13 protein-coding genes are annotated in these 22,622 nt (G+C 29.0%); 5 read left to right on the forward strand and 8 right to left on the reverse strand.

Translation table 4 applies throughout. The features are described from left to right. Positions 1-7 precede the first annotated feature (7 nt). Genes ACM0L0_RS01795 through ACM0L0_RS01815 form a run of 5 tightly spaced genes read right to left on the reverse strand, consistent with a single transcriptional unit; the run spans position 8 to position 8,601 of the window. Positions 8-1,957, reverse strand: coding sequence for an ABC transporter ATP-binding protein (locus tag ACM0L0_RS01795; RefSeq protein WP_416738268.1), 1,950 nt, complete (start codon positions 1,955-1,957; stop codon positions 8-10). Continuing rightward, positions 1,941-3,722 carry an ABC transporter ATP-binding protein gene (locus tag ACM0L0_RS01800; protein ID WP_416738269.1) on the reverse strand — a complete coding sequence of 594 codons (1,782 nt, stop codon included), beginning with the start codon at positions 3,720-3,722 and terminating at the stop codon, positions 1,941-1,943. The genes ACM0L0_RS01795 and ACM0L0_RS01800 overlap by 17 nt, the downstream gene beginning before the upstream one ends. Beyond that, positions 3,709-4,095, reverse strand: coding sequence for an ArsR/SmtB family transcription factor (locus ACM0L0_RS01805; RefSeq protein ID WP_416738270.1), 387 nt, complete (start codon positions 4,093-4,095; stop codon positions 3,709-3,711). Before ACM0L0_RS01805 ends, ACM0L0_RS01800 begins: the two co-directional genes overlap by 14 nt. A 9-nt stretch (positions 4,096-4,104) precedes the next feature. Further along, a complete protein-coding gene (locus tag ACM0L0_RS01810) occupies positions 4,105-8,235 on the reverse strand; it encodes an AAA domain-containing protein (RefSeq protein ID WP_416738271.1) in 4,131 nt (1,376 codons plus the stop codon). 9 nt (positions 8,236-8,244) lie between these two features. Then, positions 8,245-8,601: a PTS glucose transporter subunit IIB gene (locus ACM0L0_RS01815; RefSeq protein WP_416738272.1), complete on the reverse strand. Its 357-nt coding sequence runs from the start codon at positions 8,599-8,601 to the stop codon at positions 8,245-8,247. A gap of 123 nt (positions 8,602-8,724) precedes the next feature. On the opposite strand from ACM0L0_RS01815, the gene ACM0L0_RS01820 reads away from it, so the two are divergent. Then, positions 8,725-9,198 (forward strand): Sua5/YciO/YrdC/YwlC family protein, encoded by a 474-nt coding sequence (locus ACM0L0_RS01820; protein ID WP_416738273.1) that lies wholly within the window; start codon positions 8,725-8,727, stop codon positions 9,196-9,198. Between the two features lie 44 nt (positions 9,199-9,242). Here ACM0L0_RS01820 and ACM0L0_RS01825 read toward each other — a convergent pair whose 3' ends face one another. From ACM0L0_RS01825 to ACM0L0_RS01835, 3 genes are all read right to left on the reverse strand, one after another. Next, entirely contained in the window at positions 9,243-10,760 is a 1,518-nt protein-coding gene (locus tag ACM0L0_RS01825) for an endonuclease (RefSeq protein WP_416738274.1), read from the reverse strand. Between the two features lie 158 nt (positions 10,761-10,918). Further along, complete coding sequence (locus ACM0L0_RS01830) at positions 10,919-11,896, reverse strand: hypothetical protein (protein WP_416738275.1); 978 nt, start codon at positions 11,894-11,896, stop codon at positions 10,919-10,921. Positions 11,897-12,033: 137 nt separating this feature from the next. Beyond that, positions 12,034-13,269 (reverse strand): hypothetical protein, encoded by a 1,236-nt coding sequence (locus tag ACM0L0_RS01835; RefSeq protein WP_416738276.1) that lies wholly within the window; start codon positions 13,267-13,269, stop codon positions 12,034-12,036. A 367-nt stretch (positions 13,270-13,636) separates the two neighbouring features. Between ACM0L0_RS01835 and deoD the strand changes: the two genes are divergently transcribed. The 4 genes from deoD to ACM0L0_RS01855 all read left to right on the forward strand — a co-directional run bounded on the left by deoD (position 13,637) and on the right by ACM0L0_RS01855 (position 22,621). Further along, a complete protein-coding gene (deoD, locus tag ACM0L0_RS01840) occupies positions 13,637-14,341 on the forward strand; it encodes a purine-nucleoside phosphorylase (protein WP_416738277.1) in 705 nt (234 codons plus the stop codon). Between the two features lie 2 nt (positions 14,342-14,343). Then, positions 14,344-15,639 (forward strand): pyrimidine-nucleoside phosphorylase, encoded by a 1,296-nt coding sequence (locus ACM0L0_RS01845; protein WP_416738278.1) that lies wholly within the window; start codon positions 14,344-14,346, stop codon positions 15,637-15,639. A 22-nt stretch (positions 15,640-15,661) separates the two neighbouring features. Then, entirely contained in the window at positions 15,662-16,324 is a 663-nt protein-coding gene (gene deoC, locus ACM0L0_RS01850; RefSeq protein WP_416738279.1) for a deoxyribose-phosphate aldolase, read from the forward strand. A 117-nt stretch (positions 16,325-16,441) separates the two neighbouring features. Continuing rightward, entirely contained in the window at positions 16,442-22,621 is a 6,180-nt protein-coding gene (locus tag ACM0L0_RS01855) for a hypothetical protein (RefSeq protein ID WP_416738280.1), read from the forward strand. Position 22,622: the final 1 nt, after the last annotated feature.

Raw genomic sequence — 22,622 nt, forward strand, 5'->3', positions numbered from 1 at the left:
TTTCTTTTTAATTTTTACATGCTGAGTTTTGTCATAATGATCAATATGAGCCTTTAGCATCTAGTAATTGTTCATGGGTTCCTTGTTCCAGAATTTCTCCTTGGTTAAGAACAATAATTTTATCAGCATTAACAATAGTTGAAAGTCTGTGAGCAATAATAAATGAAGTTCTATTTTCAACTAATTTGTCCATGGCTTTTTCAACAATAATTTCTGTATGAGTATCAATGTTAGAAGTAGCTTCATCTAAAATTAACACTGGAGGGTTTTTGTAGCTGGCGCGAGCAATTGATACTAATTGTCTTTGCCCTTGAGAAAGATTTGAACCAGAGTTAACTAAAATTGTTTCATATTTATCATTTAATTTATCAATATGTCCATTTAAGTGTGAAGCTTCAGTTACATCATTGAGTAAAAATTCATTAATAGTATCTGAACCATAGGCAATATTATTTTTAACTGAATCACTAAATAAAACTGTTTCTTGTAAAACATATCCAAGTGACTTACGTAATGAATCTTTTTCAATTTCCTGAATTGGAATACCATCATAAAGAATTTGACCCTCATTGATTTCGTAAAATCTTGAAAGTAGGCTTGTTATTGTAGTCTTCCCTGCCCCAGTTGCTCCAACAAAAGCAACCTTTTGACCAGGTAAGGCTTCAAATGAAATATTTTTTAAAGTGTATTCATTATCATACTTGAAGGAAACATTCTTATATTCAATATGACCTTTTAATAGTTGATATTGATATTCTTTACCAACTGGCACTTTTCAAGCAAATTTACCATAGCTTTCAGCTAAAGGTAATTCGATGTATTTTCCTTTAGCTTCTTCAACTCTAACTAAAGTGATTTTACCTTCATTATCTTCTGGTTTTTGATCCATGATTTCAAAGACACGATTTGCCCCAGCTAAAGCTAGAACTACTGAATTAGCATTTTGTGTCATAGTAGAAATTGGCCCAGAGAATGATTTAGCAAATTGAGTAAAGGCAATAAAAGTACCTAAAGTTAATCCAGTTAAGACTGCTGATGCATTCATATTACCACTTGTAGCATTATTAATAACCATAATACCACCAAAAATAGTTACAATAGCATAAGCAATATTACCTAAATTTTGTGAGGTTGGGAAAATTACACTTGCTCAAAATTCAGATTTAAAGCTAACATTTGATAACTTTTTATTAATTTCATTGTAGTTATTAACCACATTAGTTTCTTGGCCAAAAATCTTAACAGTTTTAAGTCCACTAATCATTTCTTCAGCAAATCCTGTTAATTCACCAATTTGTTTTTGTCTTTTGACAAAGGCACGTGAAGAGAATTTACCAATGATAAAACTTGTTATAAAGATTAAAATGATTACTCCAATCATAATTAAACTTAATTGTCAGTCTAAAACTAACATAATAATGATTGAAACTAAAAGTACAATTAATGATTGTGTAATAGAAGGGAAGGTTTTTGATAAGAATTGTCTTAAAGTATCAATATCAGCAGTAAGACGTGAAACTAAATTACCTTTAGCATTATTATCAAAAAACTTAATTGGTAGTGATTGCATATGACGATATAGCTTTACTCTCATATTAGTCATAGTTTTATAAGTAATATTAATCATTATCCTATTGGCTGCAAATCCTGAAAAAATACTTACTAAGAAAAGTGCAATTGAACCAATAAGCATTAAATAAAATTGATCTCAATTAAAAGTATCAACAGTTAACCCTTGATCAAGGGCTGGTTGTAGGAAGAGACCGACAACTATCTTACCAATAAAGACTTGTTGGTAAAGCATACCAGAAGTTGAAACTAAAATTAGGAAGGTAGAAAGTAATAATCATCACTTATTATCTTTTCATAAAATTTTAATAAGTCTTGAAAAAGTTGCTTTCTTTTGGGTTGAACTTAATTTAGCATAAGTAGGCTTGACATTATTTAAGGATTTCATCAATACCTCCTAAAGCTTGTTGAGCTTTAAATAGTTCTGCATAAAAGCTAGATTCTTTTAATAATTGTTCATGAGTTCCGATGTGAGCTATTTTTCCATTATCAAAGACTAAAATTCTATCGCAGCCTTTTATTGAGCTAATTTTTTGGGCAATAATAATCTTGGTACAATTTTCAATTTGATTAATGGCATGTTTAATATTAGATTCAGTTTTGAAGTCAACAGCAGAAGTAGCATCATCTAGAATTAAAATTTTAGGTTTCTTTAATAAAGCACGTGCTATACATAAACGTTGTTTTTGTCCACCTGAAAAGTTTTGACCTTTTTGAGCAACTGGATAATCGAGTTGTTCTTTTAACTCAAGGACATAGTCTAAAATATTAGCTTGTGCAAGTGCTTGATATATTTCTTCATCACTTGCATCTTGGTTACCTCACTTCATATTGTCACGTATTGTGCCCTTAAATAAGATTGATTCTTGGAATACTTGGGCAATTTGAGCATGAGTATATTTTAAATCTAAAGTTTTAATATCTACTCCATCAAGTAAGACTTGTCCTTTTTGTGGATCATAAAATCTTTCAATTAATGAAGTAAAAGTTGTTTTACCGGCTCCAGTTTCTCCAATAATTCCAATTGATTCACCTGGTAAAATATCAATTGAAACATCATTTAAACTTGAATAGTCAGTATTTAAGTAGTTAAAAGTAACATTCTTAAAGCTAATGCCACCTTTTAAATCAAGTTTTAAAGCATTTGGAATATTTTGAATGCTTGGTTGGTGAGTTAAAATTTCTTTAATACGTTTAGAACTTGGAATAGCCATCAAAATCATTCCAAGCACATTCATAATTCCCATTAATGATCCTGAAATCATTCATATATATGAACCAAAGGCAACTATATCACCAACTTTAATAGTTCCACCAAGAGCTAGTCTTGTTCCAATTCCCCCTAGGGCAACCACTGACATAAAGATTGTTCCAAAAATCACTGGTGTGTTTCATGAAATAATTTTGTCAACTTTAGTATTTGTTACTTTTAAATTATTAGCAAATGATTCAACTTTTTCAGCTTCTAATTTTTCTGTAACATAAGCTTTAATAGTTCTCATTCCGTTTAAGTTTTCTTGAATCTTTTGATTATAAGCATCATATTGTTTATATAGTAATTTGTATTTTGGATATGATCCAAATCAAATAGCAAAGAATAAGATGGCAATAAATGGTAGTGAGACTATAAAAATATATGACAATTGATGTGACATCATAATTGCAAAGACAATTGCAGCAATAAACATAAATGGCAATCTAATAAAAGCTCTAATAATTAAAGTGAAAGCCATTTGAATATTGTTAACGTCATTATTAAGACGATTTAAGATAACTCCATTACTAAATTTGTCAATATCATTGAATGAAAATTCTTGAACTTTAGCAAAAATAGCATGGCGCATATTACGAGAGAATATAGTTGCTGCCTTAGCTGAGGTAAAGGAAACTATAATCCCGGAAGCTAAAGATGCAAGAGCTAATCCAATTAGGGTTAGCCCCTTTTGAATAATTACACCTTTATCATTTTTTAAAATACCACTGTCAATAACATTACCGACAATATTTGGCATAAATACTTGCATGATAACTTCAGCAATAACTAAAATTACACAAGCAATTACATATCAACGGGCACCTTTTGTAAGTTTGAATAAAGAAGGCATATCACTTTTAACCTTCTTTATCAAATGTTCTTGTTTAGTTTTTGTCATTATTGTGATTTAATAAACAATCAGGTTCGTTGTGTTGATGTATTAGTTCGTGCCCATCATTAAAACATTTACATGTATATTTTTGGTAAACATCTTCTTTCATAAGTTTCATTATTTCTTCAACTAAAATACCATATTTGTCAACAAAAGAACGGGTTAAATAGTAGTAACTACCAACTCCTTCTTTTCTAATGCTTACAACTCCAGCTTTTTTCAAGTTACCTAAATGTTTAGAAACATTAGCTTGTTTTTCTTTGATTGCAGCAAGCAAGTCATTCACGTCGCATTCACGTTCATGGCAAGTATATAGATGAATAATTAGCTTAAGCTTAACTTCTTTTGATAAGAAATTTAAAATTTGTATTGTATCCATATTTTTCTCCTATTCTTCTTCATCAACAGATTGAATAATTCATTCACTAGTTGCATCTTGCATACTTGGTTGATTAACTTTTTTAGTATTAGCTGTCATAGCACTTTCAGCTTTTTGTACTTTGTTTAAGGCACTTTGTTCTATATCTTCGTGAGAAATAACTTGAGTTTTATTTCCATCATCATCTTGATCATCGAAGCTAAAATTAATTACAAATGCATCGTCTTCAAGATCTTTATCATCCTCAACTCAATTTAGAGCAGTGTCATCACTATTTTGTGATGAATTGTTACTTTCTAATTCATTGTCTTGAATTGTAGAATTTTTAGCTTCTACTTTTTGAATGAATTGCGTAACCTCTTTAGTCAATAAATCTGAACTAGTTTCAATTGCTAATGGAATTTGACTAGTTTCATAGCTTTCATTATCAACTATAGCATTTGGTTCACTATAAATCTGATCCGTGGCATAAATTGAAAGTTTTTCTTCTAGTTTTGATAAATCTATTCCTAGTTCTGCAAAATCAGTTTCATATTCGATAGTTGGTCTTTCTTCTTGTTCTTCTTTTGCTAAACTAGTTTCGCTTTCTGAAATAGAGGTTGCTATTTTAAAAGTATTTTCTTCATCATCTTGTTCTTGGATTGGTTCAAGTGAAGCAGTATTGTCAATTTTAGGTTCAAGTGTTTCTACTTCATAATTATCAAAATCATTTTGATCTTCAGCTGGATATAGCACATCTTGAGTTACTAAGTTTGCTTCATTTAAATTTGTTTCAGTTGTAAGCTCTAAATCAGTTTCTTCTTCAACAAGAGTTTCTGCTTCTTCAATAGTTTCAGTTTTATCTGATACATTTGCTGTTTTTTCAATATTGAAGGCAGCTGTTGCAAGTTGTTCTGGAGCTACATTTAATCCAAGGACATGCTCAGTTGAATCAATAGTTTCATCAGCATCAATTTTATTAATTGCATATGTATTTGTTTTGTTTGTAATTGATGATTTTTCAAAGCTATTAATTTCTTTAGCATTAAATCATTTTATAACATTATTTTGCTCATATATTCAAGAAATTGGGTTAATTACAGTCACATCGTATTTCTTTGATTTTAAAAACTTAATAGCATCATATAATGAAACATATTTTTCAATTGAATTTGAATAATTAAAGCTATCAAAGCATATGCATTTGAAAGGAATTTTGTTATAAGTTACAACAATATCAATATCAATTGAGCCAACTGTATAATCTTTGAAAATTTCAAATCTTGGATTATTAGCAATTGTTTGAGCAATCTTATCAAAGACTAGTTCTTTAAATCATTGGTCTTTGCTAAATGTATTTGATATTGCATTATGTTTTGAACTAAAGGAGTTCTTTAACATTTTTAAGCGATCTTCAGGACTACGTTCAAGGTATTCTAATCACTTCTTGAAAATGCGCATATCATCACTCATTTCATATTGTGAATATATGTCACTTGATTTAATAGTCTTAATTACAATCATTTTATCTTTAGCACGTGAAATCGCAACATTTAAAGCATTTTTACCACCAGGTCTACATACATAAGTAGAGTTTAACTTGGTATTTTTATCATATGCTACTGTTGCAACAACTAAATCTGCTTCATCACCTTGGATATTTTCAATATTTCTAATTAAAAGTTTTTTAGTTGTAATGGCATCTTCTAAATGATTGTGTGATTTGTAAATTTCATTTGTCAAGTATTCACTTTGTTTAGCGTTGAAGGAAAGAAGGATAATCTTGTTATATTTATCAAGATTTTCTTTTACTTTTTCAATTGCTAAGTGAGCTTCAACTATGTTGTGATTATTATCTCATTCACCATTAACTTCATACACTTCAATTGGGTCATTGTTTCAAACACTTGCTGCATCCAAAACATCTAATTGCCCTTCATAAAAGTAGCGAGATGAAAATGTCATCAATGCTGCATGATTTGATCTGTAGTTTTTATTAAGCATAATTGAATGAACACCTAAAGATAGTGCATAGTCAAGTACAGATTCAACTTGCCCAAAGATAGAATCATCAGTATAACGCACACCAAATCAATTGCTTGGCTTCATTTGTTCAGTATCCCCTGCTAAAATATTAACTTTAGCTAAGTATAAAATAGGTAATGCATTTTCAATGAAAATTTGACTTGATTCATCTAAGATTGCATAATCAAATTCTTCTTTTGCTCAACCTGATAAATCAGTATTAGGCGTTGCTATAATAATTGGATAAATTAATTTAATCATTTTTGAGTATTTTTTCACAAAACGATAAGGTTCTAAATTGTTAATCCGTACAGATTGTGCAAATTCGCGGTATAGACGTTTTTGTTCCTCATCAAAATGATTAATACGATTAAAGATTTTTTCAGTAATGATTTGTTTTAAAGCTTCCTCATTTGAAATTAATGGTTTATGAGCAATATCAGCATTTAATTTAATTAATTCATTTAATTTTCTAAATGGTGAGTATTCTGAATCAATATTATTAAAACCAATACTAATAATAAAATTCATTAAATCTGCTCATGAACCATCAAAGTTTGGCATTTTACTGTCAATTTCATGACCAATACGTTTTAGTTCATAATATTTTTTAACAAATGGGAAAAAGGTTAAACGAGAGATCTTTAATAATTCTTTTGCAGTTTGGCAATGTGTTGGATTTTTAGGATATTTAATATCTCTCGGAAGAGATAAGATAAATTCCATATCCTTTATGTAGTCAAAGTTATCTTTATGTTCAGATATATAGTAGTAAGCTTTTAAGACATTTTGAGCTAATGAATCATTTAAATATTCAGAAGCTTGTGAAATAAATTCTAATTCACGGCGTGTAATTGTTCCAATTGATTCGATTTTACGCGAATCATTAAAGTTCTCTAGCATATCAAGATATTCTTTAATTGGTTTATAGAATGCTTTTCGATTCATGTCTTTTGTATTTAGGATAAAAAGACAAAATGGGGCTAAAGAATTCATTCTGTTTTTAATAACATCAAGTGCAGCTTTCTTTTGACTGGCTACTATTGCAGTTTTTCCATAGAATAAAATATTAGCAAGTAAGTTAACAATAGTTTGAGATTTTCCAGTTCCTGGAGGACCTCAAATTACTGTATTTTGATTTAAAGCAGAAATAATAGCTTTATCTTGAGATAAGTTAGATTCTGTAATTCTAAGCAATGTTAAATTAGGATTAAAAATTAACTTATTAATAACTTCTTTATATACATTTTTATTGAATTCAACTTTAATGATATCATCCATTTCATTATTAAGGATAATATCTTTCATTCGATTACGTGAATATCCACCTCAAGGTTGATAAATTCCAAGCACAGCACCTGGATAAAATCTAATGTTTTCATTAGTAATTTCTTCATAAGTAAATTTTTCAAATGGCGCTGCTATATTTTCGGGTAACTTGTATAGTCCTTCTCAATCCTTACGCAATTTTTGAATCAATGAAGTAATTTTATAATCTTTAAAATCAGTATCAATGCTTAAATTGAATTCATTATTATTTAAGAAGAATAAAAGTTTTTCATTAACTTTAATATCACCATCACTTTTAATTATTGGCTTACCATTTTGAAAAATAATGTTTGCTTCTTTTAAAAATAATGGAGCATAAATTACACGATCGTCTTTTTTCAGTGATAAGAATAAAAACCCAATATGTAATGGCCAAATATTAGTTTCATCAAGTATATTGGTTACTTTATCATTTAAAATTTTTCATTTCAAAATTGATTTTTGGACTCTTAATTCGAGTTGATTCAAAATTTTCTGTTTATTATGTTCATAATTTTCATAAATATTTTCAGAGTTAAATTTAATATTGTGTCTTTCAAAATCATCTTGATAAGTTTCCATGTATTGAACTAAGTTTTCAGAATTAGAAATATTAGTAATACGTTTGATATGCTCAACAATACTATTGTCTAATGCTGAAACTTCAAAAGTCTCATTATTAAAAACTGTCGCTAAATTTCCTTCACCAAGAAGTTGATATAGATCGATATAATATTTTTCATTAATTCGAGTAAATATTGAAGAATCGCTTTGAGTAATATCTAATAAATTATCCAGTACGATTTTATATTTTGATTGTTCTTGCATGCTTCCTCCTTACTTATTAATTAATTTGCTTAAGTTATTGTAAACAACAGTTGTATATTCACCTAAAACTAAAGATACACCATTGCTACGAGCAACAATTCCACTAATTCCTTTCAATTTATTAAGTTGTTGCAATTGTACTAATTTGATATCTTTTACAGAAATACTAATACGATTTAGTCTAGTCTGTACATCTGTAATGTTGTCATTACCTAGTAATGCTAAAAATTCATCAAATTTAAAAGGTAACTTATCATTTTGATAAATTGTGTTCTTTTGCTTTTTGACTTGCTTATTCCATTTAATTCAAATTAGTCCAAATGTTACTATTGTTAAAAATACTATTAAAAATTTATCTTTCTTCATATGCTTTATTATAATATTTATTTATAAATTAATTTATAAATAAATGCATTTTTTAGTGGAATTGAGAAATGTTTGGGGTTTTAAAATTAAGAAGTAAAATATCAATTAACAAAGTAGGTAGATATGAATAATGATAAATATAAAGATATAATAATTTGCTCAACTGACACAGTTTGTGGAATTGGAGGGCCAGTCAATGATCAAACTTTGGAATTACTTTATGAGCTTAAACAAAGACCTAAAAGTAAAAAAATTATGATTTTGGTTGGATCTTTAAACCAAGCTAAAGCTTTTCCACAATGAAATGAGCAAGCAACCAAATTAGCACAAGAAAAATGACCAGGTGGTGTAAGCATCGTAGTTAATAATCAAGGCTTTCGTATGCCAAATTGTCCATTGCTTCAAGAATATTTGGAAGCAAATGGACCAATTTATATGAGTAGTGCAAATATCTCAGGTCAAGATGTTTTAACCTTACAGCAAGTTACTAACGTATTTCCACAAGTTAAAAATATTTATGATTTTTGTACTCCAAATGGTAAACCAAGTGATATTTATAATTTAGATACTGGAGAAGTAATAATTCGGGAAAAATAGAATTATTTTATTTCGAATAAAAAAATCCCTTTCGGGATTATTTTTTATTCAGCTTTAATTAAAACACCTTTATTAACGAATGGTTTTGGATTATTTCCAAAAATACTATCAGCTAAATCAGGATAGTCAATAAATGGGTTTCTAACTTCTTGGAATTTTGCAATTTCATTGTTTCTAGTTACATCTCATGGATCAACTGCATCATTTTTAGTTCATTTAATATATGTGTTTAAATAATGGGTTTGAATATAAGGAAAGGCTTTAGTAAAGATTGAATTTCCTTTTTGGTTAAGATTTTTATCATTATATGTTACTGTGAAGTATAAGTATGCACGTGCAATGTCTCCTTTAAACGCATCTAAAGGTTCCATTGCTGCTGTGCCTAATTCATTCACACCTTTTTTGCTTCCTTGTTGGAATGTTGTTGAATAGCTAGTTACATTATCGTGTGGATCATTGCTTCTGATGTTATTTACCTTAATATCAGTTGGGAAAATATGGTTTACATCACTGACCATTGGACTTTCTTTTCCAAATCATGATTGTGGTATCATATGTTCTCTATTCATACCATCACCTTCATGACCCCCGCCAACAGTACGATATGATGAAAAGTTGTATGGATCTTTTCCATTTGGGTTTTCTGAATATACATCTAACATACTATTGTCTTTTTCATAGAATAAGTCTTTAAATGCTTTTGATGAATTATAAAAGTTTGGTAAGCTTCCATAACCATGAACTCTACCATAGTGTGACTTTTGAATTTTTAATAAAGCATCAACTAATTCTTTTCCTTTTTTACCATCAGCTGCAGCATAATAATCGTTTTTATCATCATAAACATATTTGTATTTACCATTTACAGAGTTGCTAACATTTGTATTAATATCAACAGTATCATTTGAAACAACATTAACATGTTCATTGTTGCTTATAGTAGTAGCTTTTGGTTTAGTATCCTCATTAAGTTTTATAGTTGTAGTGTAAGATTTATCTGTATATTTGAAAGTGTTATTAGCATCTTTATAAGCTATTTTGTATTGAATTGTAAGTATTCCATTTTTTTCATCAAATGAAAATGATAAATTTCCATTTGGATAAACTTTTTGACTTTTCTTAATTGTGAAAGTGGTGTTTTCTGTATTAACGGGTTGTACATTACTTGCTTGGTATTCTGGTTTAAATTTCATGAATGCAACACCAGTCTTTTTATTTGTTGTAATTTCTTTTTTGTTATGATCGAATTGAATTATATGATTTGATTTTTCTTTTAAAAATTGTAAAACTTTATCTTTGTCATATTCAGGAACTAATTCGAATAGCTCATTTCCATCAAGCAGTTTTGCATCAACAAGCTCTGGATCTTGTACTTTTGTTTCTTTGGTTTCTTTCGCTTTTTCTTTTGTTTCTTCAGTTTCTTTCGCTTTTTCTTTTTCTGGTTTGGTTTGATTATCTTGAGTGTTCTCTTTTGCATCATCATTACATTGCACAGCAACTAGTGGTGCTGCAAATAAAGTTCCGCCAGCTAATGTTAATAATAGTGTTTTAAGTTTTCTCATTTTTTCTCCTTTATTTAACTAAAATGGTAACATCTTATGCTGGAGAAAAGAAAGATTTGTCAAAATTTGTGGAAACTTTTCACATTTTGTGGAAATTATTGCAATTTTCCACAAATTTAGAAAAAAAATCAAACCTTAACAGGCTTGATAAGATGTTTTTAACCTTCTAATCAGCTAGGTTTTTCTCCACTACCTGAAGTAGATGAAACTGTTTCAGCTGGAGTAAAGGTTAGCGTCATTTCTTTTCGCTCTGATACTATGTAGTTAGCGTGTTTTTGACCCTTAACAACAGATAATATTCTATATTCAATAGTAATTGTTTTTAATGAAGCATCAAATCTTTTAACAGTAAGTCTTGAGCTTGGGTTAACAATCATTTTTTTGTTTTTACCTTCTTTTTCATATAAAACATCATCAGCTTGACATAATTGGAATTTTGTTGGATCATCAAAGATTTTGTCTGATAGACTAATATAATCTGATCCCTTTTTAATATTTAACATTGAATCTTTAAAGTAATATGAAATGTATTTAGGTTTTGATGTAAAGAGAGCATCAATATCTTCTTTTTTAGTTGTTGTTGTAATTTTAACTTCTTTGCTATTTATATTAGCAATTTCATCTGCTGTTGTTGGTCTAAATCCTGATAGTGTAATTTTTTTGCTTGCAGTTTTACTTTTATCTGTTTTATCTGTGATAGTAAAATTAAATTCTACTTTTCCTTCTGCATCATTTATTGTGCATTCAGTTAATGCACCATCATATTTATTTTCATCAATGCCTGCTGGTTTCATTCCATTGTATACAGATGTGTATGCTGAAGCATTTAAATAACTTCTGTATGTTGCGTTATCTAAATATTTATTTGCAGGTAAGGTTATTGCTTTAGCAGCTTGTTCTATTGCTGATAATTTAGTTTCAGTGCTGCCTGTTCCTGGTGTAGGTGTAGAAGTCCCTGGTTGTGTTGAAGGTGTTCCTGTACCTGGTGTAGGTGTAGAAGTCCCTGGTTGTGTTGAAGGTGTAGTTGGCTTTTTATCATCTGTTTTGTCATTATTACATGCAACAGTTGCAGCAATTGGTAATAATGCAATTGTTGTTCCTGACATAGCTAGTAATATAGTTTTTAGTTTATTCATTTTGTCTCCTATAAATTTCTTTCTTTAACCTTATTTTATTACTATTTTTATCATTTGATACTATTAAACTAAATTCAAATTTTTTTCCATATTTTGTTCCACATTTATATAAAAAAGCTGCACCAATTTGCAACTTTTTAGTCTAATTTATAAGCTACATTATGATCATTACTAAAATATGTTAATGCTTCTTCAGCACCAAAAGCAAGTTTATATTTTAATGTTAATGTATTAGTTTTTTCTTCATACTGATAGCTTAAAATCTGGTTCGGATCATTATTTTCTAAAGCTGGTTTAATTTGATTAACTAAATAAAATTCATTATCTAGTAAATTATCATTTGCTGTGAAAATCACAACTTCTTTACCTTGTATCAAGGCACAAATAGTTAAATTTTCCAATTCATTGCCTTTAGTTGTTCGTATCACTTTTAATTGATTTCCAGATTTTAAATAATTAATAATTGCTTCTTTATTTTTAGCAACTTCATCACTTATAATTAACAAGTTTTCAGTAATTTCATTATCAAAACCACTATCACTTTCTGGAACTAAAATTAATTTATCATTTGCAGGATTTTCATGATTTATTATTTCTGGTTTTAGAAAAAACACCACCTTCAAAGTTTTGGTTTTTGAAATGAGTGTTAAGCTATTTTCTTGTTTAGCAACACGATAAGTAATCTCTAAGTAACGCGTCAGCGGATCAACCATAATGTCTAAATCATTCTTTAAATAATGTTCATCATTTGCAAAATTAATTTCAGAGTTTACAAGATATTCATCTTTTGAAATATTTAATTCTTTTGATAGAAGAACTTTTCTACCTTGATAAGTAGCATAAAGAACTCTTTCATCCGCATCATAACTAATATCATACTGAATATTATGGTTAATATAATGGGGTGATTTTTCATTTAAATAATTTCAAAATGTATCTATTTCCTTATTGTCCAATGGGACAATATTTTCTTCTCTATTATTGGTACTTAGCTCTCATTTAGATATTTTTCTAAAACCACCTAAAATAAATTTTCTAATTATATAGTCACCTTGATATATTTTTTTATAATCAACAGTGATAATAGCCTCACCATTTAAATCATCATATTGAATATCTTCAATATTATAATTTTTAAATTCATCATGATCCATCCCACTAATTCTAATTTCTTTTTTTAATGTTTCTTTTGAAATTAGAGAAGGATAAAACTTCTTCATTTTAGTTTTAAAATTAGGGGAAATTTCTAATTTTCCAAATTTTTCCAGTGGATTTTTTTCTTCCTTTGCGCATTGATTACATGCAATTATTGATAAAGGTAAGACACTTACAAGTGGAATTGCACAATATCATAGTTTAGTTTTTAATTTCATTCAGCCTCACTTTACTTTATTATAAATGCATTAATTAAAAATAAATGCATTTAGCTTTTATTTGTGGAAATAATTCATAATTTCCACAAATTAGCTCTTTTTCAGCATTTTTCTCTGTTATTAGTTAATAAAATAATGAATAAAACTTCATATTGTAATTTTTTATATTCTATTAAGAAAGAGAATCTTTTTTTGTAATTCTAACTATGACATAACTCCCAATAAATTAGGACTAAAAGTAAATTTGAAGGTTGTAATAAAAATAAAGTTATTTATTTACGTTTATTGCTGAAGTGTTAAAATTATATTGACTATAAAGTCCAAATGTCATAAGCATTTTAATTCAATTAAATAGGAGGTTATTATTATGACACCACACATTAATGCAAAAAAAGAAGATATTGCTAAAACAGTTATTATGCCAGGAGACCCATTAAGAGCAAAATTTATTGCTGAAACTTACTTAGACCCTGGATACAGACTAGTTAACACAGTTAGAAACATGTTTATGTTCACAGGTACATACAAAGGAAAACCAGTCACAGTTGCTGCTAGTGGTATGGGATGTCCTTCAATCGGTATTTACTCATATGAACTATTCAAATTCTACGATGTTGACAGAATTATCAGAATCGGATCAGCTGGATCATACAAAGCTGATTTAGGATTATACGAAGTTGTTCTTGCATCAGAAGCATTTGCTGACGCTGACTCTTTCAGAAAAATTGCTTTAGGTAAAGAAGGAAACATTGCTTTACCATCAGCAAAATTAAACAAAGAAATCGAAGCTATTGCTAAAGAAAATGGAACACCACTTACAGTTGGTAGAGTTCACTCTTCTGACGTATTCTACTCAGTTATACCAGTAGAACAAAGAATCGAAGATACACAATCAATTTGTGTTGAAATGGAATCATTCGCTTTATTTACAAACGCTGAAGCAACAGGTAAAGAAGCTGCTTGTTTATTAACAATTAGCGACAACATCATCACACACGAAGTAACATCTGCTGAAGAACGTCAATTCGCATTTACAAAAATGATGGAGATTGCTCTTAAATTAGCAAGATAATTATGCGTGTAGTAGATATAATCGAAAAAAAACGTTTAAATAAAGAATTAACAAATGAAGAAATTAAATTCTTAATTACTTCATACGTTAAAAATGAAACACCAGATTACCAAATGAGTGCTTTCTTAATGGCTGTTATGTTTAATGGCATGACATCAAGAGAAATTGCCACAATGACAAAATACATGATGCACTCTGGTGATGTTATTGACCTATCAGCTATCCCAGGAATTAAAGTTGATAAACACTCAACAGGTGGAATTGGAGACAAAACTACATTAGCAGTAGCACCTATTGTTGCTGCTTGTGGAGCTCCAGTTGCTAAAATGAGTGGGCGTGGATTAGGACACACAGGTGGAACAATCGACAAACTTGAATCAATTCCTGGATTCACAGTTGAAGTTAGTGAAAAAGACTTCATTGAACAAGTTAAAAACCATGGTATTGCAGTTATTGGACAAAGTGCACAACTTGTACCAGCTGACAAAAAATTATATGCTTTAAGAGACGTTACATCAACAGTTGAATCTATTCCTCTTATTGCATCTTCTATCATGTCTAAAAAACTTGCTACTGGATCAAATGCTATTTTACTAGACGTAAAATGTGGTAATGGTGCATTCATGAAAAATCTTGAATCTGCTCGTGAATTAGCTCGTACAATGATTAACATTGGTAAAGAACTTAATGTTGATGTTAGAGCTGAAATTACAAACATGTCTAGACCAATCGGTAGAGAAATAGGAAATAAAAATGAAGTACTAGAAGCTATGTGAACTTTACAAGGTAAAGGACCACAAGACTTTAATGAATTAGTTTACTCTTCATGTGCAACAATATTAGAACAAGCTAAAATTGCTTCAAACCACGAAGAAGCCCTTGCAATGGTTAAAGATGCTATTGAATCAGGTAGAGCTTTAGACAAATTCTATGAATTCGTTACAGTTCAACATGGTGATGTAGAAGCTTTAAAATCTCCAACATTCTGAAATCCAAAATACAAATTAGAAGTTATTGCTGATCAAGAAGGTTACTTAGAAATTTTTGATGCATTAACATTCGGAATCGTTTCAATGAAACTTGGAGCAGGTAGAAAAACTAAAGAAGATTCAATTGATTTCGAAGCAGGAATTACTCTTAACAAGAAAACAAATGAAGAAGTTAAAAAAGGTGATGTATTATTCACACTTTACTCTTCAAACCCAATTGATACTGAATTAGTTGAAGAGCTTAAGAATGGATACAAATTCAATCAAGCTAAAGTGGAAAACAAAATTATTTTAGATAAATTAAAATAAGAGAAGGAAAAAGGAAAAGATTATGAATTACAATAAAATGATCGACCACACATATTTAAAACCAGAAGCTACTAAAAAAGATATTGATAAATTAGTAGATGAAGCTGTTAAATATGATTTTAAAACAGTTTGTGTAAACTCTTCATGAGTTAAATATGTTGCTGAAAAATTACAAGGAACAGGTGTAGGAATTACATCAGTTGTAGGTTTCCCTCTAGGAGCTATGATTACTCAAGCTAAAGCACACGAAGCTAAATTAGCTATCGAACACGGTGCAGATGAAATCGATATGGTAATTAACATTGGTAGATTTAAACAAGGTGATTACGAATACGTTTTAAACGACATTAAAAAAGTTAAAGAAGCATGTGGATCACATGTATTAAAAGTTATTATCGAAACTGCTTTATTAACTGAAGATGAAATTAGAAAAGCTACAGAAATCGTTATGAAATCAGGAGCTGAATTTATTAAAACATCTACAGGATTTAGCTTTAGAGGTGCTAACTTAAACGATATCAAAATCATGAAAAGTGTATGTGGAGACACATTATTAATTAAAGCTGCAGGTGGAATTTCAAACATGGATGATTTAATCGCTATGTATGAAGCTGGAGCTACAAGATTCGGAACAAGTCGTTCAGTAGCAATTATTGAAGGAAAAGAATCTAAAGGTGGATATTAATAACCTTTCAAATGCCTAAAAAGGCATTTTTTCTTGCCCTTTTTTATATAAAAAATATATTTTTATATAAAACTTAATATATTATAATAGTATAAAAATTTGAAAGAAGGAGTCGCTATGAACAAGAAAGCAAAATTATTATTAAAAGCAAGTCCAGTATTAAGCCTACCTATCATGTCTACTGTGCTACTTGCTTCCAACCCAACAGGATCAGTATCTGTTTCCAATACTGAAATTTGAAAAGATAATAATTCAGCATATGTTTACTTTAGAACACAATCTGCAAGCACTGAATATCCAAGATATTATGGAAAATATCAAGCCAACCAATGAATGAAAGATGTAAATGATAATAAAACATTATTCCAAATGTCTCTTCCAGGGACTCATGATAGTGGCGCATGAGAAGGATATGGTGCAGCTTGAACATTTGGTTGAAGATATGGTCGGACACAAGCAATGAGTTACACTCAACAACTCAATGCCGGAATTAGAGCTTTCGACTTACGTTCAGATAGTCAAATAAACATTCGTCACGGTGCTACTTATTTATATTCAACACTTACAGATGCATTAAATAGCATGGCAGACTTCTTAGAAAAGAATCCCAGTGAATTCATTTTTTTAAGAGTAAAAGATGAATCATTTGATGTTAATAATGCTTGATATGCTAATCAAGCTGCTGAAAACTATTTAAAGTTATTAAGCCAACCTAAAATTTATAATCGCTTATTTAATCCTCAAGGATTGGAATTTTGGCAATTATCACAAAATGATTTTAAACTTAAAAACCTAAGAGGGAAAATTGTTATAGCAAACTTTTGACACAATAAAGTTCAATCTAAAATGATTGAAATTCAAAATAACTATAAAGCTAAAGTATGATCAGGTGGATTTAACTATTGAGAAGCAATTAGCAGAAGCACTATGCAAGATAACTATAATGCTTCCTATGAGCAAAAATATAATGATGCTGTTAAATTTATGCCACTAGCTAATGATAATGCTTACGATTCAAGACAATTATATTTAAACTTCTTTTCAGTTGCTGGTGGATATCCTTATAATTCCTCTGCAGATTTAAACCCAAAATTTAATAAAGTATTATCAGACAATGAGCAATACACTAAATTAGGTCTTGTTTATATGGATTATCCTGGTCCAGCAATTATTGAAAACGTCTTCAAAAGAAACTATTATTTAACTGATGAACAATTAAAACATAACTACATTAGCACTTGAAATACTAAATTTTCTGCTTCAAATCCACTTGTAAATGACAATCATCTTACAATTCAAGGAGAAAATTTAGCAGGTTATAATGTTGAAGTTAAACAAGGAAATCAAATTATTGCTAGTTTTACAGTTCCAGAAGGTGTTAAAAATCAATATACAGCTGAACTAAATTCAAACATTTATTTCCCATTAAATGCAAGTTACACCATTAATGCATACAGAATGACTCCTGCTAATGCTTTTTACCCAGCTAGAGCTTATAATCAATTTAGTTACAATGTCAATGTTATTAATACTGTACATAATCAAAACATTGAAGCATTTAAGGCTGATTTAAACCAATGAAAAAATAAAATTAAACAAGCTCATGGCTTACCAAATTTAGATAGTTACCTAAATAATACTTATTTTGAGGTACTTAAAACTATTTTAAGACCTACTCAAACTAATGAGACAAAATTAACTGAATTAAAAAGTAAATTTGCTCAAGATAAAAGTAATATGGATAATTTAATTAAAGAATTAGAAAATGCCTTTAATACAAATAGTTCTTTATTAGATAAAAATAGCAGTAATTTAGCTTTAATCCTTGAGCCAAGTACTATTCAAACTTTAAAAAGAAACTTAGAGACAACTTTTAAAACACAACTTAATACAAATATTTCTAATAATGAAATTAATTTTAATAAGGTTAAGCAATATATTGAAAATTATTTAAATATGAATAATTATTTAGTATTAGATGCTCAAATATATGCAACTAGCGCTAGTCAATTAAGTCAAATCATAATTCATTATCCTTATAAAAACTTAGGTATTGAAGTATGAGAAAAGAAATTAGCAGATTATAAAGCTAAAATAGCACAATTAAATACTCAATTTAACCAAAATTACAATATCGCTACTGGTCTTGAGGTTTATAGTGATCTAAAAAATCAATTGTCAGCTTTTTCAGCTCAACTTAATCAACTTTCAGACTTTATTTCTAATTTAAATCAACTTATTGCTCAATATAAATTATCTAAGGCAGAGGTTTTACTCTTTAGCAATCAAATTAAACCAGCTGTAGAAAGCTTGACTAATATTGATGCAATTACAACTAGCTTTAAAAACTATAGCGATACATTAAATGAAGCAAAAGCTTTACTAGCTAAAAATGAAACATTTAAAACAGAGTACAAATTTAATGAATTTACAACTGCTTTAAGAGAATCTTATTTAGCAGCTATTAATCAATTAAAAACAGAAATAAATGAACAAGGATTGAATCCCACTCCTCTTGAAACTTTAAAAAGCCAAATTGGACAAATTGAATTAATTAAGCAAAACATTATAGCCCTTTTCCAAAGTGAAAAACATGTTTATGATTTACCTAATTTATTTGACTGGCAAAAACAAGGTTACATTAAAATGATAGCTGCTTTAAATGGTTCTGATCTAGCTACAAAATTACAAGCTCTTTTAAAGCAAATTGAGCAAATCAATGAATTAAATCCATTACAAACTACTCAAGAAGACTTTTTAGCTCCATTAAATGCTGAAGAACGTAAATTATTGAATTTTGGTACAACTGCAGATTTAGTTCCTGAGAAATTTATTACTAAATTTAATTCAATTATCAACTTAAGACAAGCTACAATAAATTTAAAACAAGCTACAAATTCTCTTAATGATTTATCTCTAGCACTTGCTAATGGTAATATTCTTTCAGCAGAAAACTCACAAAAACTAAATGAGGCATTACAAAAGGCTAATGAAACTATTAATAATTCAGCTAGTTTAGAAAGCTTTACTCAAGGAGTTGAACAAATTAATCAAGTTAATGAAGCAATTGCAGCTAACTATAAGGAAACTGTAAAAAACTTTATAGCTCAAGTTACAGCTTCAAATAAATTGTTCACTTATCAAAAGAACACATTAAATTCAAAAATTAATAATTCTGAATTATCAATTTCTAATGTTAATACCTATCTGGAAGCAACTAAAGAATTTAGTCAACTTGAAAAAGATAATTTACCAGAGCAAAAGTTAGCTACATTAGATTCACTTTCAGCTGGCCAAAAACAACAAGAATTAGTTATTTTAAATGAACAAGCCACACTTGATAGCTTTAATCTTCAAATGCAACAAGCAACTGAATTAAATAGCTTTATTAATAAAATTAAAGCTTCATATCAAGCTTTAAATTACCAACAAGAAGATTACTATCTTCATGCTAGTGAACAACAAAAAGAAACAGTTAATTCATTAGCAAATGAATTTAACTCACTATTGCAAACAAGTTTACAAAGTGATCAAATTCAAGCAAAATATGATGAATTAACAACTGCCCTAAATCACTTAAAACAAGAATATTTAGCTGCTCAAACAGACATTAATGAATTAATTAATCAATTAAAAAGTACAATTAAACAATTAGAAGAATTCAATATTCAAGAATTCGCTTCATATAAAACAAATTACTTACAACAAGCAGGTAAATATTTAGAATTATTACAAGATAGTTCTAAACCATTTAACGACAAAGCCAATGTTATTGAACTAATTGATAAAATTAATCACTTATTACAAGTAGGGCCTAGTTGAAAACGTGATTACGATCAAATTAATAATTTAATAGCTCAAGGGCAAAAACAATTCCAAGCAGCCCAATATGCTTCAGTTTTAGCAGAATTTAATAAAGTAGTTTCACAAGTAAAAGATTCAAGCATTTATCAAGCTCAAAATTTAGAAAGCATTAAGTCAAATTCATTACAACCATTACTTAACCAAATTTCACAAGCTTATCAAGTTGGCATTAAAAAACGTGATCAAATTGATTTAGACAATAAAAAACAAGAGCTATCAAATGAATTAGAAAAAACACTTCAAAGTGCAACTTCTAGTGCTAAAGAGCAAATTTTAGCCCACTTAGCAAGTGAAATAAATAAAATTAAGCAAGATATTGAACAACTTAAGAATCCTCAAAATGCTAACACAATTAAGCAAGCAATTAACACATTAGCAAATAATATTAGTCTTGATAATTCATACGCACAGTCATATCAAGCTTTACAAAATCAACTCCAAGCAGCTAAAAATAATGCAGCTGATCAATATAATTTACCAGCTTATGATAATATGTTAGACTCTTATCAATCAGGTATTGATAAGTTTCTAAATCAATTAAGTTTTGATTTTAATCTTGATCAACTAACTCAAATCAGTAATCAATTTACTGCTTATCAAGCTAATGCAGCAAAAGAAAGACAAGTTGCATTAGAACAATATAATTTAGCTAAATCAAACTACGAGCAAGCATTAAAAGTATTAAATAATTTTGCTGCAAAATTAACAAATCCTTTATTTAATAATTTAGTTGCAAATATTAATAGTTTTATAAATCAACATCAATTAAGTGATACATTAAACACTTTTGAAATTAAAGAATTAACTCAACAAATCCAAAATGAACTTATCGTGTTCCAAAATCAAGAAAAAGAAATTGTGAAACAAGTTTTAGATACTTTAAAAGACAACTTATCTAATGTTAAAGGCCAAATTAATCAAATTGAATTATCCCAATTTGAAATGGTTAAGGAACATTTAACTCAACAAGCAAGCACAATTAGTGCAAGTTTAAATTCATTAAGCTTTACTTTAGAGCAAAAAGAACAATTACAAAATCAAATTCAACAATTACAAGCAACAATTCAACAAGTTATTAATATTCAACCTGAATATAAAACTTTATTAAGCACTATGCAACAGTATCAAGCTAAAGTTGCTGAGTTTAACGCCCCAGAAAACTTAAAACTTATTGCTGCTGCATATCTAAGCAAGTTACAAGGTATTAATTCATTACCAATCTTTAGTCCTAAAGAGCTAAGTCAAATAACAAGTTCAAACATTTCAGATGCTATTAACAAAATTAAACAAGCCTATAGCTTAGCACTAGAGCAAAAGAAAGCTTTAAAAAATAAACAAACTAACTTATCTAAAGAATTAAAAGCTTTAGAGCCAATGCAAAATAGCATTACAACTATAATTGAACATAATAAAGCTGACTTTAGCAAAATTCAAAATGATATAAATGCTTTAGATAATCTCCAAGCAGCTACAAATATTCAAAACGAAATTCAAGCATTAAAAGAAAAGATCGCAAGTCAATTAGTCTATGACAAAGCTTATAAAACAGCTAAAACTGATTTAGAAGACTTATTAACTAAAGCAAATGACTTTTCACTTCCTATTGAATCAGAAGTAAAAAATAATTACCAAACTCAAATCAATAAGTTTGATAATGATCTTGAATATAATTTTGATAATAGTGAATTAAATATAATTCTAACTAAAGCCCAAGATGCTTATCAAACAGCAAAAGTGCAAGCAAACTCACTAGTTGAAAAATATCAAACTAATCAAACTCAAATCAATGAGCTAGCTAATACCTTTAAACAATTATTAAAAGATAATGAAGCAAAATTAGCCCAACGTAATGAAGAAATTACCAGTTTCCTTGATCAGGAAATTGCTAAAGCAAGCTCAGATGATTTAACTTTTAATGATTTACAAAATATTTATTCAAAAATAGAAACTTATTATAATGAAGTTAAAAAATCATTAAATATTGATAACCCTGAACCAGTAGAACCTGAACCCAATCCTAATCCAGTAAGCCCTGAGCCTGAACCTCATCCAGAACCAGTAGAGCCTGAGCCTAATCCAAATCCAGTAAACCCTGAACCTGAACCTACACCTGTAGTTCCCGATCCTGAGCCTAATCCTGAACCAAGTCCAGTAACTCCTGAACCTGAACCAAGTCCAGCTGAACCGAAACCTACACCAGTTGAACCTGAACCTGTAAATCCAGAACCAGAACCTACACCTGTAGTTCCTACACCAGTTGAACCTGTACCAGTTCCTAATCCTGAACCTGATACACCGTTACATTCTTCTCCAGAAGTTACTAATCAGCCTTCATCTTCTCATTCACAATTAGCTTGATTAGCTCTATTAATTATTCCTTTAATTGGAATACCACTCTTTATAATACTAAGAAAGAGACGTAAAAATAAATAAA

The organism is Mycoplasma razini (assembly GCF_048076865.1).
In the GTDB taxonomy this organism is placed as follows: Bacteria; Bacillota_I; Bacilli_A; order Mycoplasmatales; family Metamycoplasmataceae; genus Mycoplasmopsis.